Origin of the sequence: Streptomyces sp. NPDC059567 (assembly GCF_042735655.1) — a bacterium.
In the GTDB taxonomy this organism is placed as follows: domain Bacteria; phylum Actinomycetota; class Actinomycetes; order Streptomycetales; family Streptomycetaceae; genus Streptomyces.
The window spans coordinates 14,373-30,856 of the sequence record NZ_JBHWBS010000034.1 but is presented as its reverse complement, the minus strand read 5'-3'; the positions used below and the strand labels follow the sequence as shown (position 1 = coordinate 30,856).

15 protein-coding genes are annotated in these 16,484 nt (G+C 72.9%); 11 read left to right on the top strand and 4 right to left on the bottom strand.

The features are described 5' to 3' along the window. Nucleotides 1-8 precede the first annotated feature (8 nt). Nucleotides 9-929 (bottom strand): DUF3027 domain-containing protein, encoded by a 921-nt coding sequence (locus tag ACFVZW_RS17530; RefSeq protein ID WP_384522121.1) that lies wholly within the window; start codon nt 927-929, stop codon nt 9-11. Between the two features lie 359 nt (nt 930-1,288). On the opposite strand from ACFVZW_RS17530, the gene ACFVZW_RS17525 reads away from it, so the two are divergent. From ACFVZW_RS17525 to ACFVZW_RS17510, 4 genes are all read left to right on the top strand, one after another. Next, nucleotides 1,289-2,656, top strand: a complete 1,368-nt coding sequence (locus ACFVZW_RS17525; RefSeq protein ID WP_384522119.1) for an MFS transporter — start codon at nt 1,289-1,291, stop codon at nt 2,654-2,656. A gap of 135 nt (nt 2,657-2,791) precedes the next feature. After that, nucleotides 2,792-3,271, top strand: coding sequence for a DUF2771 domain-containing protein (locus ACFVZW_RS17520; RefSeq protein ID WP_383548391.1), 480 nt, complete (start codon nt 2,792-2,794; stop codon nt 3,269-3,271). A 7-nt stretch (nt 3,272-3,278) separates the two neighbouring features. Next, nucleotides 3,279-4,124 (top strand): futalosine hydrolase, encoded by an 846-nt coding sequence (locus ACFVZW_RS17515; protein ID WP_384522117.1) that lies wholly within the window; start codon nt 3,279-3,281, stop codon nt 4,122-4,124. Next, entirely contained in the window at nt 4,121-4,972 is an 852-nt protein-coding gene (locus ACFVZW_RS17510) for a 1,4-dihydroxy-6-naphthoate synthase (protein WP_384522115.1), read from the top strand. Before ACFVZW_RS17515 ends, ACFVZW_RS17510 begins: the two co-directional genes overlap by 4 nt. Before the next feature lie 18 nt (nt 4,973-4,990). Here the strand turns inward: ACFVZW_RS17510 and ACFVZW_RS17505 are convergent, their stop codons facing one another. Then, a complete protein-coding gene (locus tag ACFVZW_RS17505; RefSeq protein ID WP_384522113.1) occupies nt 4,991-5,374 on the bottom strand; it encodes a cold-shock protein in 384 nt (127 codons plus the stop codon). Nucleotides 5,375-5,572: 198 nt separating this feature from the next. Here ACFVZW_RS17505 and ACFVZW_RS17500 point away from each other — a divergent pair, with 198 nt between their 5' ends. Beyond that, nucleotides 5,573-5,842, top strand: a complete 270-nt coding sequence (locus tag ACFVZW_RS17500) for a hypothetical protein (protein ID WP_384522111.1) — start codon at nt 5,573-5,575, stop codon at nt 5,840-5,842. On the opposite strand, the gene ACFVZW_RS17495 is transcribed toward ACFVZW_RS17500, so the two are convergent. Beyond that, nucleotides 5,839-6,468, bottom strand: coding sequence for an HAD family hydrolase (locus ACFVZW_RS17495; RefSeq protein WP_384522109.1), 630 nt, complete (start codon nt 6,466-6,468; stop codon nt 5,839-5,841). The two genes, ACFVZW_RS17500 and ACFVZW_RS17495, sit on opposite strands and share 4 nt — an antisense overlap. A 104-nt stretch (nt 6,469-6,572) precedes the next feature. On the opposite strand from ACFVZW_RS17495, the gene ACFVZW_RS17490 reads away from it, so the two are divergent. From ACFVZW_RS17490 to ACFVZW_RS17475, 4 genes are all read left to right on the top strand, one after another. Continuing rightward, the gene (locus tag ACFVZW_RS17490) at nt 6,573-7,577 is read left to right on the top strand and encodes a FecCD family ABC transporter permease (RefSeq protein ID WP_384522107.1); all 1,005 of its coding nucleotides are present in this window, start codon (nt 6,573-6,575) and stop codon (nt 7,575-7,577) included. Then, the gene (locus tag ACFVZW_RS17485; RefSeq protein ID WP_384522105.1) at nt 7,574-8,629 is read left to right on the top strand and encodes a FecCD family ABC transporter permease; all 1,056 of its coding nucleotides are present in this window, start codon (nt 7,574-7,576) and stop codon (nt 8,627-8,629) included. The genes ACFVZW_RS17490 and ACFVZW_RS17485 overlap by 4 nt, the downstream gene beginning before the upstream one ends. Beyond that, nucleotides 8,626-9,435 carry an ABC transporter ATP-binding protein gene (locus ACFVZW_RS17480; protein WP_384522103.1) on the top strand — a complete coding sequence of 270 codons (810 nt, stop codon included), beginning with the start codon at nt 8,626-8,628 and terminating at the stop codon, nt 9,433-9,435. The genes ACFVZW_RS17485 and ACFVZW_RS17480 overlap by 4 nt, the downstream gene beginning before the upstream one ends. A 62-nt stretch (nt 9,436-9,497) precedes the next feature. Further along, a complete protein-coding gene (locus tag ACFVZW_RS17475) occupies nt 9,498-10,961 on the top strand; it encodes a hypothetical protein (RefSeq protein WP_384522101.1) in 1,464 nt (487 codons plus the stop codon). A gap of 7 nt (nt 10,962-10,968) precedes the next feature. Here ACFVZW_RS17475 and ACFVZW_RS17470 read toward each other — a convergent pair whose 3' ends face one another. Beyond that, the gene (locus tag ACFVZW_RS17470) at nt 10,969-11,898 is read right to left on the bottom strand and encodes a hypothetical protein (RefSeq protein WP_384522099.1); all 930 of its coding nucleotides are present in this window, start codon (nt 11,896-11,898) and stop codon (nt 10,969-10,971) included. A 63-nt stretch (nt 11,899-11,961) separates the two neighbouring features. Here ACFVZW_RS17470 and ACFVZW_RS17465 point away from each other — a divergent pair, with 63 nt between their 5' ends. Beyond that, on the top strand, nt 11,962-14,604 hold the full coding sequence (locus tag ACFVZW_RS17465; RefSeq protein WP_384522097.1) for a helicase-associated domain-containing protein: 2,643 nt from the start codon (nt 11,962-11,964) through the stop codon (nt 14,602-14,604). A gap of 122 nt (nt 14,605-14,726) precedes the next feature. After that, the gene (locus ACFVZW_RS17460; protein ID WP_384522095.1) at nt 14,727-16,382 is read left to right on the top strand and encodes a DNA repair helicase XPB; all 1,656 of its coding nucleotides are present in this window, start codon (nt 14,727-14,729) and stop codon (nt 16,380-16,382) included. The last annotated feature ends 102 nt before the right edge of the window (nt 16,383-16,484 follow it).

Sequence of the window (16,484 nt, the reverse complement as noted above, 5' to 3'; positions counted from 1 at the left end):
CGTCCCCGCTACGAGTGGCCCAGGTCTTCCGAGGTGTCGTCCGGTTCCGTCGTCGAGCCCGAGTCCTTCGCCGGTCGCAGCGGGAACTCGTCCGCGCCCATCGAGTCCAGCACCGGCGGCGCCGGCCGCGGCGGCTTCGGCATGACCGCCGCCTCCGAGTGCCCGCCGCAGCCGTAGGCGAGCGACACGACACGCCCGTCCGCCGGGGAGAACTCGTTCGCGCAGACACCGAACGCCTGCTTCAGCGAGCCCGCCAGCGGCACCAGGAACGCGCAGGACTCGCACGACGCCGGCGCGGCCTGCGCCATCGGTGTCTTCGCCCCGAACGACTCGTCCCACCGGTCCGCCGCCACATGCAGCCCGTACCGCGACAGCACCCGCGCCCGCCGCATCCCGAGCTCCTCGGCGACCGAGGCGATCGCGCCCCGGGACGGGGTGCGGGAGACGATCTCGGCGTCCTCGACGTCGAGATGGTCCGCCATCTCCTCCGAGACCGCGGAGTTCGGCGGCGGCGCGTCCTCCCCGGTGTACCCGGGCTCCAGCCGCAGGTCGTCCTGCTCCGTCGGCAGCAGGTCCCCCGGCCCCATGTCGCCCGGCCGCAGCCGCTCGCTCCACGGCACCCACTCGGGGGCGAGGAGCGCGTCGGAGCCGGGCAGCAGAACGGTCTCGTCGAGGGTGACGTTCTTCGCCCGGGAGGCGCGCGTGACCGTCACGGCCCAGCGCCAGCCGCGGTAACCGGGCTCCTTGCACTCGAAGAAGTGCGTGACCACCCGGTCGCCCTCGGCGACGGCCTCCACGTGCGCCCCGACGATGCCGGGTGCGGCCGCCTCCTCGGCGGCCGCCCGCGCCAGGTCTACCGCCTCGGCGCACAGGCGGTCGGGGGTACGCGGGGTACGCGCAGTACGGCTTCGCGTCGTCGCAGCACTCACAGGTCTCGCTTCTCTCCTACGCCGTCTCACGGGTGCGCCGGGCCGAGGAGCGGGAGCGAAAGCTACGGGCGGCGGGCGGAGCGGACCAGAGGGCCGCATCGACGTCCGCACCCGACATGTCTCGCGTGTCTCGGGCACACCTATCGTCATCCATTCTGCGGGATGCCGAAGAGGCGCGCGGCCGAGAACTTCCGCCGGTGGCGCGCTACGCACGCTACCCCCTCTGCCGCCCGCCGCCCACCTGCCCGCCCCAAGTGACCCGTATCGCGGACGCCCCGACCACATCCGTGCGGGGTCGAGGAGGGTCGCAGGGCCGCGCCAACGGTTCGTACGGGACGGGCGTGGGGCACTATGACGGAGTGGCAGCCGCACGGTCGTCCGCACGATCCCACGATCATGCCGGGCCGCTCAGCCGAGCGGGCCGGGCGGTCGGGCGCGCCCTTCACCTGCCGTTCACCGGTACGGCGAAGGGGATTCGAAAGGCGACGCACGCGCACGGCGCGGGCGAGTCGGGTCTGGGAAAGCTGATCGAGCTGCACGCCGTGAACGGCGCCGGCGACGTCATGATCACCATCGCGCTCGCCTCCACGGTCTTCTTCTCCGTACCGACCGACGAGGCACGCGGCCGGGTCGCGCTCTACCTGGCGATCACGATGCTCCCGTTCACTCTCCTCGCCCCCGTGATCGGCCCGCTCCTGGACCGAATCCCGCACGGCCGCCGCGCCGCGATGGCCGGAGCGATGCTGACCCGGGCGGTGCTGGCGATCACCATGTCGGCGGCGGTGTCCACGGGCGGCCTGGAGCTGTATCCGGCGGCTCTGGGCGTGCTGGTGGCGTCGAAGGCGTACGGGGTGGTGCGCAGCGCCGTCGTGCCGCGTCTGCTGCCGCACGGCTTCTCCCTGGTCAAGGCGAACTCCCGGGTCACCCTCGCGGGCCTGCTGGCCACCGGCATCGCCGCGCCGATCGGGGCGGGGCTGCAGCAGATCGGGCCGGCATGGCCGCTGTACGGGGCGTGTGCGCTGTTCCTGCTGGGCGGGTACTGGGCGTTCCGGATGCCGCACAAGGTCGACTCGGCGAAGGGCGAGCGGCGGGCGCACCTGCTGACGCACGGCGAGAAGAAGCCGAGCCTGCGGACGGTGGGGCCGTCGGTGCTGCACGGGCTGCAGGCGAACGCGGCGCAGCGGATGCTGTCGGGGTTCCTGATCTTCTTCCTGGCGTTCCTGCTGCGCGAGCATCCGCTGTCGGGGCAGAGCGCGGCGGTGTCGCTGGCGATGGTGGCGGTGGCGGCGGGCGTGGGGAACGCATGCGGGACGGCGGTGGGCTCGCTCCTGAAGGAGCGCGGCCACGCGCCGGAAGTGATCATCGCCACGATGATCCTGACCGTGTGCGGGGCGGCGGTCCTCGCCGCGGTGTTCTTCAGCGGGGCGATGGTGGCGGTGCTGGGAGCGGTGGCGGGCCTGACACAGGCGCTGTCGAAGCTGTCGCTGGACGCGCTGATCCAACGGGACGTGCCGGAGGTGGTCCGCACGTCGGCGTTCGCCCGCTCGGAGACGCTGCTGCAGATGTCGTGGGTGGTGGGTGGCGGGATCGGCATCTCGCTCCCCCTGAGCGGCCAGGTGGGCATGTGGGTGGCCGCGGCCATCCTGGGCCTGGGCGCGCTCCTGGCGGTCCGCGGCCTCCTGACGGCGGCGCGCACCCCGGACGGCAAGAAGGCGGAGGTGACGTGAGCCCCCGCCCCACCCCGCCCGGGAGACCGTCCCGCCGGGGCGGGGCGGGCACCGGCGGGCGCGTGGTCGTACCGAAAACGCGGCGCGCCGCACCCCCGCGTGGCGGAGTCCGGTGCGCCCGATAGCCTTCGGGCCATGACCGTTGCGTTCTTCACCGGCTCGCGCCGCCGGGCCGCCGTCGCCCTCGGGGCCGTCTCCGCCGGGCTCCTCGTACTCTCCGCCTGCGACAAGCCGACTCCGCTCGCGACCCTGACGGTCGGGACCGAGTCGATCCACTCCGAGGCCGCCTGCTACAACGACGGCGACGCCATCAAGGAGTCGCAGATCCAGCAGTGCCTCAACAAGAAGGCCGAGAAGACCATCACGGTCTCCGCGGACGACAAGATCCGCTTCGGTGTCGACCCCTCGATCGCCGAGAACGGCTGGACGATCTTCCTCGGCGGCCAGAACGCCGAGCCGGAGCCGTACAAGAAGACGTACCGGACCATCCCGGCCAGCGCCTTCTTCTCCACCCAGACCGGCGAGGCCTCCGACTCGACGCAGGTCACCATCGTCGAGAACGACGGCAAGAAGCTGACCGGCATCTGGCACTTCCAGCTGAAGAAGGACGCCTGATCCTCCGGTGGCCCTCCGGATCCTGATCGTGACGGCCGTGGCGGCGGAGGCGGACTCCGTCGCCCGGGGCATCACGTTCGGCGGGCCGGGCTCGGGCGAGTTCCCGCTGCCCGGCGGCTTCGTGCTGCGCCGCCACGCGGATACGGGACCCGCGGGGCAAGCCGCAGTGGTCGACGTGCTCGTCGGCGGCGTCGGCCCCGCCTCGGCGGCCGCGGCCACCGCCACGGCCCTCGCACACGCGGCCGCCGCCCCGGCCCAAGCCACGCACGCCCCAGCCGCCGCCTCGGCCCAAGGCACGCACACCCCGGCCGCCGCCCACGACCCCGCCGCCGCCCCGCATGCGCCCTACGACCTCGTGGTCTCGGCCGGCATCGCCGGTGGGTTCCAGCCGCTCGCGCCCCTCGGCTCCGTCGTCGTCTCCGACGCCATCGTCTCCGCCGACCTCGGCGCGCAGACCCCCGACGGCTATCTGACCGTCGAGGAGCTCGGCTTCGGACGGTCCTCGCACGCCGTGGGCGGCACCCTCACCCGGCGGATCTCCGCCGCGCTCGCCCAGGGCGCCCGGCCCCACACCGTCGCACCCGTGCTCACCGTCTCCACCGTCACCGGCACCGCCGAGCGCGCCGACGAGCTGGCACGGCGTCACCCGCGCGCCGCCGCCGAGGCGATGGAGGGGTTCGGCGTGGCCGAGGCCGCTGCCGCGTACGGCCTGCCCGTGGTCGAGATCCGCGCCGTCTCCAACGCCGTCGGCCCCCGCGACCGCGCCGCCTGGCGCATCGGCGAGGCCCTGGACTCGCTGCGGCACACGTTCCAGCTGCTCAGCACCTCCGTCTTCGTGGAGCCCGCCCCATGACGCCCAAGCTCAAGATCGCGTACTCGCCCTGCCCGAACGACACCTTCGTCTTCGACGCCTGGGCCCACGGCCGCGTCCCCGGCGCCCCGCGCCTCGACGTGACGTTCGCCGACATCGACCTCACCAACGGCTGGGCCGAGAGCGTCGACACCGCCTACGACGTCCTGAAGGTCTCGTACGCGGTGCTGCCCTGGATCCTCGACGAGTACGCGCTGCTGCCCTGCGGCGGCGCGCTGGGCCGCGGCTGTGGCCCCCTGGTGCTGACGCGGGAGCCGGGGGTGGACCTCACGGGGAAGACGGTCGCGGTACCGAGCGAGCGCTCGACCGCGTACCTGCTCTTCCGGCTCTGGGCCGCCGACGTCGTCCCGGGAGGAGTGGGGAACGTCGTCGTGATGCCGTTCCACGAGATCATGCCCGCCGTGCGCGACGGGAAGGTCGACGCGGGGCTCGTCATCCACGAGGCCCGGTTCACCTATCAGAACTACGGCCTGCACGCGCTGGCCGACATGGGCGCGCACTGGGAGGACACCACCGGCCTGCCGATCCCGCTGGGCGCGATCGTCGCCCGGCGCTCGCTCGGCCCGGACATGCTGCTGCGCCTCGCCGACGCGGCCCGTACGTCCGTACGGATGGCCTGGGACGACCCGGCCGCCTCGCGCCCGTACGTGCTCGAGCACGCGCAGGAGATGGACCCCAAGGTCGCCGACCAGCACATCGGTCTCTACGTCAACGAGTTCACGGCCGACCTCGGAGAGGCCGGCTACGCGGCGGTCCGCGGGCTGCTCACGCGCGCCGCGGCCGAGGGGCTGGTACCGCCCCTCGGCCCGGACGCACTGGCGTTCCCGTAACGCGGTGGATCGGACGGATCAGACGTCGAGCTGGTCCGCGACCGCCCGCAGCAGGCCCGCGATCTTGGCGCCCTGCGCCTTGTCGGGGTAGCGGCCCCGTTCGAGCGACGGTGTGATGTTCTCCAGGAGCGTCGTCAGATCCTGCACGATGGACGCCAGTTCGTCGGGCTTACGGCGCTGCGCCGCGGCGACGGAGGGCGTCGGGTCGAGGACCGTCACCGACAGCGCCTGGTCGCCGCGCTGTCCCGCGACCACCCCGAACTCCACGCGCTGCCCCGGCTTGAGGGCGTCGACTCCGGCAGGGAGCACCGACGAGTGGACGAACACGTCGCCGCCGTCGTCCCGGGAGAGAAAGCCGAAGCCCTTCTCACTGTTGAACCATTTGACCTTGCCGGTAGGCACGTCTGTCCTTGTCCTCGTACTCGATGGATGCGCCGGGATTCCGGCTCTGGGGACCAACTACAGCGGGCGCCCGACCCTCCCCCGAGCTCTCGCCTCCGCTCGAGCAGGGGGACCCCCGGGCACCAAGGCTAATGGGCTTCGGGCTGGTGACAAGACGTCGCCGGTTTGTTCCTCCGGCCTGGGAACTACCCTGGCCGAATGCGTAGTGAAACCCCTTCCGCCCCGTCGGACGACTCCGCGCCGGGTGACGGTCTCGTCCGGGCCGGTGCGATCGTCTTCATCATCGGCGCGGTGGCCACGCTGGTCACGGTCGCTCCGCTGTTCCTGGGCACCGACCCGTTCCCGCCGGTCGCGTACGCCGTGTGCATGCTGATGGGCGTCGGATTCCTCGTCGCGGGCGCCGGTGTGCTGCGCTCGATCGCGGCGCAGCGTCGCCAGGCGAAGCTCGCCGCCGCCGGCGGCAACTAGCCGCAGTACGCCTCCCACCAGGCACGGAACTCTGTCAGGTCGGGCAGCACGACGTCCGCGCCGGCGGCCCGCAGCTCCGCCTCGTCGCACGGTCCGGTCGCCACGGCCACCGACACGGCGCCCGCGGTCGCGGCGCCGCGCACGTCTCCGGTGTGGTCGCCGACGTACACGCCCGCGGAGTGCTCGCGCAGCGCCTCCGCCTTGCCCTCGGCCCACAGGCCGCCGATGACGGCGTCGGGGTCGATGCCGAGGTGGGTGAGGTGCAGCTTGGCGTGCGGCTCGTTCTTCGCGGTGACGACGATCGCCCGGCCGCCCGCCTCACGAACGGCTTGAATCGCATCCCGCGCGCCGACCATCGCCGGCGACGGCTCGATCGCGTACGTCGGGTAGAGCGCGCGGTACTGGGCGACCCGCTCCTCGATCTCCGCCTCCGGGAACCAGTGCGCCAGCTCGTGCTCCAGCGGCGGGCCGAGCCGGGAGACGGCCAGGTCGGCGTCGATCGGGACGCCGACCTGGGCGGAGAAGGCCTCGTACGTGGCCTTGATGCCGGGGCGCGAGTCGATCAGCGTCATGTCCAGGTCGAAGCCGACGGTCAGCGGAAGCCGCGAGAGAGTCATGGGTGACATTGTGCCCGGGTGTTCGATGAGGGCCGCTGCTTAGACTGAGCCAAGCCTTACCGAAGTCGCCTCGCCGAAGGCGACGTGACACCCGCACCTCCCGATGGGCCTCGATGACAGCCGCATTCCGTTCCAGACGCGCCTTCGCCATCGTCGCCGCCGTCATCGCCCTCCTCCTCGCGATCCTGCTGAGCCTCGCCGTGGGCGCCCGGCCCATCGCCCCGTCCACGGTCCTCGACGCGCTGCTGCACGGCGGGACGAGCGACGACGCCGAGGTCGTACGGCAGATGCGGGTGCCCAGGACCCTGATCGGGCTGATGGTCGGCGCCGCGCTGGCCCTGGCCGGTACGGCGCTGCAGGGCATCACCCGCAACCCGATCGCCGACCCCGGCATCCTCGGCATCAGCCAGGGCGCCTCGGTGGGCGTGGTCTTCGCGATCGCCTTCGCCGGGGTGCACACGCTGACGGGGTACGTGTGGTTCGCCTTCGCGGGCGCGGCCCTCGCCTCGGTCGCGGTGTACGCGATCGCCTCCAGCGGGCGCGGCGGGGCGACCCCGGTGAAGCTGGCGCTCGGCGGCGCCGCGATCAACGCGCTGCTGCTGTCCGTGACGACCGGGATCCTGACGACCAGGGCGTCGGCGCTGGACGAGTTCCGGTTCTGGCAGATCGGCTCGCTGGACGGCCGGGACGCCGAGGTCGTCGGCCAGATCTGGCCGTTCCTGCTGGTCGGCGCGGTGCTCGTGGTCTCGGTGGCCCGTGGCCTGGACGCGCTGGCGCTGGGCGAGGACGTGGCGAAGGGGCTCGGGCAGCGCGTCGCGACGGTACGGATGGTGGGCGGCGTCGGGGCGACCGTGCTGACCGGCGCGGGGGTGGCGGCGGCCGGTCCGATCGCCTTCGTCGGCCTCGCGGTCCCGCACATCGCCCGCGCGATCGTGGGCGGCGACCACCGCTGGGTGCTGCCGATGGCGGCGCTCGTGGGGCCTGTGATGCTGCTGGTGTCGGACGTGATCGGGCGGGTGCTCTTCCCGCCGGGCGAGGTGCCGGCTGGTGTGATGACGGCGCTCATCGGGGTGCCGTTCCTGGTGACGCTGGTGCGCCGCAAGGCGGTGCCGGCATGACGACGACGTCTGTGCGCCCTGCCGGCTACGGGGTGGTGCGCGCCGGGGCCGGATCGTTCCTGCTCCACCGGCGCTCCGCGCTCGTGGCGCTGGGCCTGGTGGCGCTCCTCGCGGCGGTCTGCGTCGCGTACCTCTGTGTCGGCGAGAAGTCCGTGGCACCGGCCGAGGTCCTGAAGGTGGTCTTCGGGCAGGAATCCCGGTCCACGTTCGTCGTCGGAGAGCTGCGGATGCCGCGGCTCGCGGTCGGTCTGATGGTCGGCGCCGCGTTCGGGATCGCCGGCGCCCTCATCCAGACCGTCGCCCGCAACCCGCTCGCCAGCCCCGACATCATCGGCATCAGCCAGGGCGCGGGGGCGCTGACGGTCGGCGCGATGACCTTCGGCCTCACCTCGTACACCGTCCTGCCGTACCTCTCGATCGTCGGCGGCATCGCGGCCGCCGCGCTCGTGTACGTCTTCGCCTGGCGCGGCGGGCTGCACGCGACGCGGTTCGTGCTCATCGGCATCGGGTTCGCGATCGCGCTGCGCTCGCTGATCACCCTGTTCATGACCAAGGGCGACTATCTCGTAGCCCAGCAGGCGCAGATCTGGATGACCGGCTCGCTCAACGGGCGGGGCTGGGACGAGGCGGCCCCGATCCGCTGGACGCTGCTCGTGCTGTTGCCGGCGATCCTGTGGGCGGCGCGGGCCCAGCGCACGGTGTCGTTGGACGACGACACGGCGACGGCGCTGGGGGTCTCGCTCGGGCGGGTCCGGCTGGGGCTCGTGTTCGTCGGCGTCGTGCTCGCGTCGGTGGCCACGGGGGTGGCCGGTCCGGTCGACTTCGTGGCGCTGCTGGCACCGCAGATCGCCCGGCGGATGACGCGTACGGCGCAGATCCCGCTGTTGTCCTCGGCGCTGACGGGCGCGTTCGTCGCGGTGCTCGCGGATCTGCTGGGCCGGCGGCTGTTCTCGCCGACCGAGCTGCCGGTGGGTGTCCTGACGGCGGCGGTCGGCGCCCCGTATCTGATCTGGCTCATCGTCCGGAGCCGAAGCGTGGGAGGAAAGTCGTGAGTCGGCTGACCGCGCGCGAGCTGACGCTCGCGTACGAGGACCGTACGGTCGTGAAGGACTTGGACCTCGCCGTCCCGGACGGCAAGGTGACCGTGATCGTCGGCCCGAACGCCTGCGGGAAGTCGACGACGCTGCGGGCGCTCGGGCGGCTGCTCAAGCCGGCGGGCGGCGCGGTGCTGCTCGACGGGGAGTCGCTGGCGAAGCTGCCGACGAAGCGGATCGCGCAGTCGATCGGCCTGCTGCCGCAGACCCCCGTCGCGCCGGAGGCGATCACGGTGGCGGACCTGGTGTCGCGCGGGCGTCAGCCGCACCAGGCGTGGTGGAAGCAGTGGTCGGAGGCGGACGAGCGGGCGGTCGTCGAGGCCATGGCATCGACGGACGTCGCCGAGCTGGCCGAGCGGTCGGTGGACGAGCTGTCGGGCGGTCAGCGGCAGCGGGTCTGGATCGCGATGGCGCTCGCGCAGGAGACGGACCTGCTGCTGTTGGACGAGCCGACGACGTATCTGGACATCGCCCACCAGGTGGAGGTCCTGGACCTGGTCCGCCGCCTGAACGTGGCGCGGGGCCGGACGGTCGTCCTGGTCCTCCACGACCTGAACCAGGCGGCGCGGTACGCCGACCACCTGGTCGCGATGAAGGCGGGCCGCGTGGTGGCGGAGGGCCCGCCGGGCGACGTGGTGACGGCGGACCTGGTCCACGACGTCTTCGGCCTGCAATCGGTCGTCGTCCCGGACCCGGTGACGGGGTCACCGCTGGTGGTTCCTGGGGCGCCATGGGGAGCGGACGTGGCGGGGGTGCGGGGCTAGGCCGGCACTCCAATGGAGCCTCACCGACTGCGGGTGGCTCCATCCGGCACGACGCTGGGCGTATGAGAAGCCGGACCAAGGTCACGGTGCTTCCGCCCGACAGCCGGGGTCTGCGCGAGGTGCGCATCGGCGCCGAGACGGTGGGCAGCGCCTGGTCTCCGCAGGAACTGCGGCGCATTCTCCGCCGCCACGGCTACCCGAAGGACCTGGATCTGGAGGACCGGTCCTCCGTGTGCTGGCAAGGGGCCGGCAGCGACACCTGGCCCGACCACACCCGGCGCAGACGCGCGACGATCGTGTTGCTGGTGGCTGGATTGGTGGGCTGTTGGGCCCTGCTGACCAGCATCGGCATCCCGGACGCCTTCGAGGCGCTGACGTTCGCGGGGCGGATCACGGGGTTCGTGTTCATGCTCGGGGGCGTGGCCGAGGTCGCGGCGGCCGTGGCGGTTTTCGACTACTGGGGGAAGCGGGGCCTGAAGATCTCCGGGGCGATCGTCCTCATCGGCGTCCTCATCGCGCTGACCGCCACCACCATGCTGGTCGTCCTGTGGTCCCAGGAGGCGGAATACACGCCCTACATGCGGGACACGCCCTACATGCTGGCCGTCTTCCCGCTCTTCGTCTGGTCCCTGTGGGCACTGTCGGTGGCCATCCGGGCGAAGGTGTGGCGGGGTACACCGCACCCGACGAAGATCGCCGCCGGGGTGATGGCGACAGTGCTCCTGGCCGCCGTGAACATCGCCTACTCGTCTCTGTACCAGCCCACCGCCGCGCCGGCGAACCTGGCGTTGCACGTGAAGTTCGGGGTGCCGCGTGCGGACCTCGAACGGCAGGTGGTCCACCTGCCGGTCACGTTTCACCTGAAGAACACCGGGTCCGTTGCCGTGTACATCCTCGGCGACGACTGGTCGGTCTACGGGCGCACCGGAGAGTACGTCGAGAAGAGCACGGAACTGAGAGACCGCAGGAAGGCACTGGAGAGCGGGGACGGTGACGTATCGCTTCACGTCGGCTCCATCGGGTGGACCGCTCTCGGCGTGGGCCCGTTCGTGGGGCCCGGCTATTGGTTCGAACCGGGTGAGGAGTACAGCGAGGACAAGATCGTCCAGATTCCCAGGTCGGCGAAGTTCGACGTGATCGACGCTGACATGACCGCCCTCGTCATGCGAATGGACCGCGGGCGGATCGATCTGGACACCTTCCGCGCGGCGCAGTATTCGTGGGACGAGGAGTCGATCCTCTACTGCTCCCCAGAGGAGTGCGGCGGCGAGTTCCGAATCCACCACGCACCGGTGCACTACAACAACAACCTGATCAATGTGACGCGAAAGCCCCGCTATGTGACCGCGTGGTGGGGACTGGGTACAGGCGATTCCAACTGGGACGCCACCATCTCCACGTTCAAGGGCAAGGGCCTCATCGACGACGCCGAGACCCAGAGGGAGTACCGCAGGTACGACCTGTTCACCGTGGAGGCCGACGCTTCGACCCCCTTCGCGGCCGTCATGAACCCGTCCCGCCCCTGATCTGCCCTCAGCCCCTCCGGGATCGCCACAGGAGGAACAGAGCCGAGGCGAGTGCCGCGCCCTTCAGGGTCCACGGCCACGTTTCCGAGATCGCCGCGCCCATCGCCTCGCCTCCGCGTGCGACCGGGGCGCCCCAGCGGCCCGCCACTCGGCCCCAGAGCCAGACCGCGCCCGTCGTGGCCGCCAGGGCCGGGAGGATGACGACGGCCCATTGGATCTCGGCGCGGGAGAGGCGACGGGAGGCGTAGGCGAGGAGCCAGCCCAGGGCCAGGGGGATCAGGGAGCCGAAGACGGCCCCGCCGATCAGGAGGAGTGCGGCCAGGAGCAGGAGGGGGCTGCCCAGGCGGAAGCGGCGGGCCGGTACGGCCTCTTCGGTGCCCCCCTCCGCCTCCACGGGCGCGCGGCGCAGCACGCGGCGCCAGCCGCGCCTCGGCTCCACCGGCTCCTCCGGCTCCTCCTCGTCCTCCACCGGCGGCTTCAGCAGCTCCGGGATCTCCACCCCGCCCCTGAACCCCGGCACCAGGTCGTCCCCCGGCCGCGGCTCCGGTGTGTCGTCGCCCAGGCGCCACCAGTCCGGTTCGGTGTCCGCCGTCCCGACCTCGTCCATGCCCGCCAGATGGGGAGGCGCCGCGCCCGGTACGGGCTTCGGCGCCTCGCTCTTCTTCCGTGACCGTCCGCTCTGCTGCTCCGGCAGCTTCGGTGCCGGAGCGTTCCCCGCCGCCCCGTCCACCACCTCGTCCGGCGTGCCCAGCTCTTGGAGGATGCCGCGGATCGCGGTCGGACTCTCCTGGCCGTACGTGGCGCGCCGACGGTCGATCTCGCTCCGCAGCGTCGACACGAGCCGCATCCTCGTGCTCGACGGAAGCTGCCGCTGCTGCGCCAGATCGCCGACCCGGCTCAGATAGTCGAAGACCAACTGGTCGCTCTCGATCCCCACAGTGCCCCTCCACAGCCGGTACGCCCCGACGTTAGCGCCCGCGCAGGGGCTAACGTGGGGCGGATGGGGATCGGTGAGCTCGATCGGGAGGCGCACGTGCCCGGAGGAACTGGCGCCGCCGCAGCGCCGCGCACGCTTGCGGAGGCGCTGCGCGCGCGGGGCGACGAGGGGCTTGCCGCGTTGCTGCGGGCGCGCCCGGATCTGCTCTCCCCCGTACCGAACGATCTGACCCAGCTCGCCACCCGGGCCGGCACCCGCGGCTCCGTCGTCCGCGCGCTCGAACGGCTCGACCGGTTCACGCTGCAGACCGCCGAGGCGCTGGCCGTGGCCCCGGACCCCGCCCCGTACTCCGTCCTCCTCGCCCTGCTCTCCGGCGACGACGGCGACCCGGACATCGAGGCGGCGCTGCCGCGCGCGGTGGGGGTGCTGCGCGAACAGGCCCTGGTCTGGGGCGACGACGACCGGCTGCGGCTGGTGCGGACCGCGCGCGAGCTGCTCGCGCCCTCCCCGCAGCACCCGTCCCCGACCGGTCTCGGCCCGACCGTCTCCGAGGCCACGGCCGGGATGTCGCCGGGCCGGATCCAGGAGATCATCGCGGCGGCCGGGCTGCCCGCGACGCACGACCCGGTCTCCGCGGTGGCCGCGCTGACGGAGCTGTTCACCGACCGGGACCGGATGGGCGCGCTGCTCGACACGGCGCCGCCGGATGCGCTGGCGGTCCTCGACCGGCTGGTGTGGGGTCCGCCGTACGGAGAGGTGACGGCGAACCCGGCCCCGCCGGTGCGCTGGCTGCGCGACCGCGGTCTGCTGCTGCCCGCCTCGACGCGCACGGTGGTGCTGCCGCGCGAGGCCGCGCTGCATCTGCGGGGCGGGCGGGCCCACCGAGCGCCGGAGCCGCATGCACCGGAGCTGTCCGTCCTGCGCGAATACCGTCCCCAGGTTGTGGACAGCGCGGCGGCCGGTCAGGCGTACACGGCGCTCGCGACGGTCGAGGAGCTGTTGAAGGGCTGGGACCAGGGCGGTCCCGCCGTTCTGCGCTCGGGCGGGCTTTCGGTACGGGACCTCAAGCGGACGGCCGGCGCGCTGGACGTATCGGAGCCGGTCGCGGCGTTCTGGCTGGAGCTCTGTTACGGGGCGGGGCTGCTCGCCTCGGACGGCGAGGCGGACGAGCGGTACGCGCCGACGCCCGCGTACGACGACTGGCTCGACCTGCCGGCGGCAGAGCGCTGGGCCGGGCTCGTCACGGCCTGGCTGGTGGGGACGCGCGCCTCCGGCCTGGTCGGCGGCCAGGACGCGAAGGGCCGTGCGCTGTCCACGCTGGGCCCGGACCTCGACCGGGGCGCGGCGCCGGAGGTCCGGCGGCGGGTCCTGACCCTGCAGGCCACGCTCCCGCCGGGCTCGGCTGCGGACCCGGAGACGCTGCTGGCCCGACTGCGGTGGGAACGACCGCTGCGGGGCGCGGGCCGTAACGGCCCCGCCGGGGACGCGGAAGCGGGACGGGGCGCGAGCGGCGGCTCCGGCACCACGTACGGCACGGGCGCCTCCGGCGGCCGAGGTGCCGCCACGGGCACCTCCTCCGGCTCCCACGCCCCCACCGACCTCCGCTCCCGGATCGCCCTGTGGACGCTCTCCGAGGCCGAGATGCTCGGGATCACCGGCCGCGGGGCCCTCGCCTCGCCCGCCCGGGCGCTGCTCAACCTGCCCCTCGCCGAGGCCGCGACCGAGCCCGTGGCCGTCCACGGCGTCGAGCTGTCCCTCGCCGCCTCCCGGGCGGCGACCCTGCTCGCCCCGCTCCTGCCCGAACCCGTCGACCACGTCCTCCTCCAGGCCGACCTCACCGCGGTCGCCCCCGGGCCGCTCCAGCGGCCGCTCGCCCACATGCTCTCCGTGCTCGCGGACGTGGAATCGAAGGGTGGCGCGACGGTCTACCGGTTCACGCCCGGCTCGGTGCGCCGCGCGCTCGACGCCGGACGCACCGCCTCGGACCTGCACGACTTCCTGACGGCACACTCCCGCACGCCCGTTCCGCAGCCCCTCGCGTACCTCATCGACGACGTGGCGCGGAAACACGGCCATCTGCGGGTCGGCGCCGCCTCCGCCTACGTGCGCTGCGACGACGACGCGCTCCTCGGCGAGATCCTGGCCGACAAGCGCTCCGCGTCGCTGCGGCTGCGCCGCCTCGCGCCGACCGTGCTCGCCTCGCAGACGGACCCGGCCGCGCTGCTCGACGGCCTGCGGTCGATGGGGTACGCCCCGGCCGCCGAGTCCGCGGAGGGCGACGTCCTGATCACCCGCGCCGACGCCTACCGCACGGGTGCCCGCACCGCGCCCGTTCCCGTCCCGGACGGCCCGCCCGCCCCGGACGCGACCCTGCTCGGCGCGGCGGTCCGCGCGATCCGGGCCGGGGACCTCGCCTCGACGGCCGTCCGCAAGGAGCGCCCCGAGGGCGCGCCCGCCGTGGCCGGCGAACTCCCCCGGACCTCCCCGGCCGAGACCCTGGCCACGGTCCAGGCCGCCGCGATGACCGGTTCCGCCGTCTGGATCGGCTACGTGAACGCGGAGGGCGCGGCGAGCCAGCGCGTCATCGCCCCGGTCCGGGTGGAGGGCGGCTTCGTGACGGGCTACGACCACACGGCGGACGAAGTCCGCACGTACCCCCTGCACCGCATCACGGGCGTCGCCGAACTGGCGGACGACCAGGTCTGACCGCCCGGTGCGCTGTGCCCGAGGTCCGCTCCCCGGCACCGGTGGCCGGACCTCAGGCACACTGGATGTTTGGCCGCTGCGGAATCCCCGGGCGCGGTACGGCGGGAAGGACCTGATCAGGCGTGAACGGACCACTCATCGTCCAGAGCGACAAGACGCTGCTCCTGGAAGTCGACCACGAGCAGGCCGAGGCCTGTCGTCGTGCCATCGCGCCCTTCGCCGAGCTGGAGCGGGCGCCCGAGCACATCCACACGTACCGTGTGACCCCGCTCGGCCTGTGGAACGCCCGCGCCGCCGGGCACGACGCCGAGCAGGTCGTCGACGCGCTGGTCGAGTTCTCCCGCTACCCCGTGCCGCATGCGCTCCTCGTGGACGTCGCCGAGACGATGGCCCGCTACGGCCGGCTGACGCTCTCCAAGCACCCCACTCACGGCCTCGTCCTCACCACCACCGACCGGCCCGTCCTGGAGGAGATCCTCCGCTCCAAGAAGGTCCAGCCGCTGGTCGGCAACCGGATCGACCCGGACACCGTCGCCGTGCACCCCTCCGAGCGCGGGCAGATCAAGCAGACGCTCCTGAAGCTGGGCTGGCCCGCCGAGGACCTGGCCGGCTACGTGGACGGCGAGGCGCACCCCATCGACCTCGCCGAGGACGGCTGGGCGCTGCGCCCGTACCAGAAGCAGGCCGTCGAGGGCTTCTGGCACGGCGGCTCCGGGGTCGTCGTGCTGCCCTGTGGCGCGGGAAAGACGCTGGTCGGCGCCGGTGCGATGGCGCAGGCGCAGGCCACCACGCTGATCCTGGTGACGAACACCGTCTCGGCCCGGCAGTGGAAGCACGAGCTGGTGAAGCGGACCTCGCTGACCGAGGACGAGATCGGTGAGTACTCCGGTACGAAGAAGGAGATCCGGCCGGTCACCATCGCCACGTACCAGGTCCTGACGACCAAGCGGAAGGGCATCTACCCGCACCTGGAGCTCTTCGACTCCCGCGACTGGGGCCTGATCGTCTACGACGAGGTGCACCTGCTGCCGGCGCCGGTCTTCAAGTTCACCGCCGACCTCCAGGCCCGGCGGCGGCTCGGGCTCACGGCGACCCTGGTCCGGGAGGACGGGCGCGAGTCGGACGTCTTCTCGCTGATCGGCCCGAAGCGCTTCGACGCGCCGTGGAAGGAGATCGAGGCGCAGGGGTACATCGCGCCCGCCGACTGCGTCGAGGTCCGGGTCAACCTCACGGACTCCGAGCGGCTCGCGTACGCGACGGCGGAGCCGGAGGAGAAGTACCGCTTCTGCGCGACGACGGCGACGAAGCGGAAGGTGACGGAGGCCCTGGTGAAGAAGTTCGCCGGGCAGCAGACCCTCGTCATCGGCCAGTACATCGACCAGCTCGACGAGCTCGGCGAGCATCTGAACGCGCCGGTCATCAAGGGCGAGACGTCGAACGCGCAGCGCGAGAAGCTCTTCGACGCGTTCCGTGAGGGCGAGATCAGCGTGCTGGTCGTCTCGAAGGTCGCGAACTTCTCGATCGACCTGCCCGAGGCGACGGTCGCGATCCAGGTCTCGGGCACCTTCGGCTCGCGCCAGGAGGAGGCGCAGCGCCTCGGCCGGGTGCTGCGGCCGAAGGCCGACGGCCACCAGGCGCACTTCTACTCGGTGGTCGCGCGGGACACCATCGACCAGGACTTCGCGGCGCACCGCCAGCGGTTCCTGGCCGAGCAGGGGTACGCGTACCGGATCATCGACGCGGACGAGCTGATGGCGGGCGAGACGCCGCCGGCGTAGCGGGCCCACCGAAGCCGAAAGCCCTCGGGGCGCGCGCCAGAGGCGGCGGCGGCGCCCTGTGTAGGGGGGGGGGGCGTGGCGCCGCGCGCGGGCCCGCGGTGA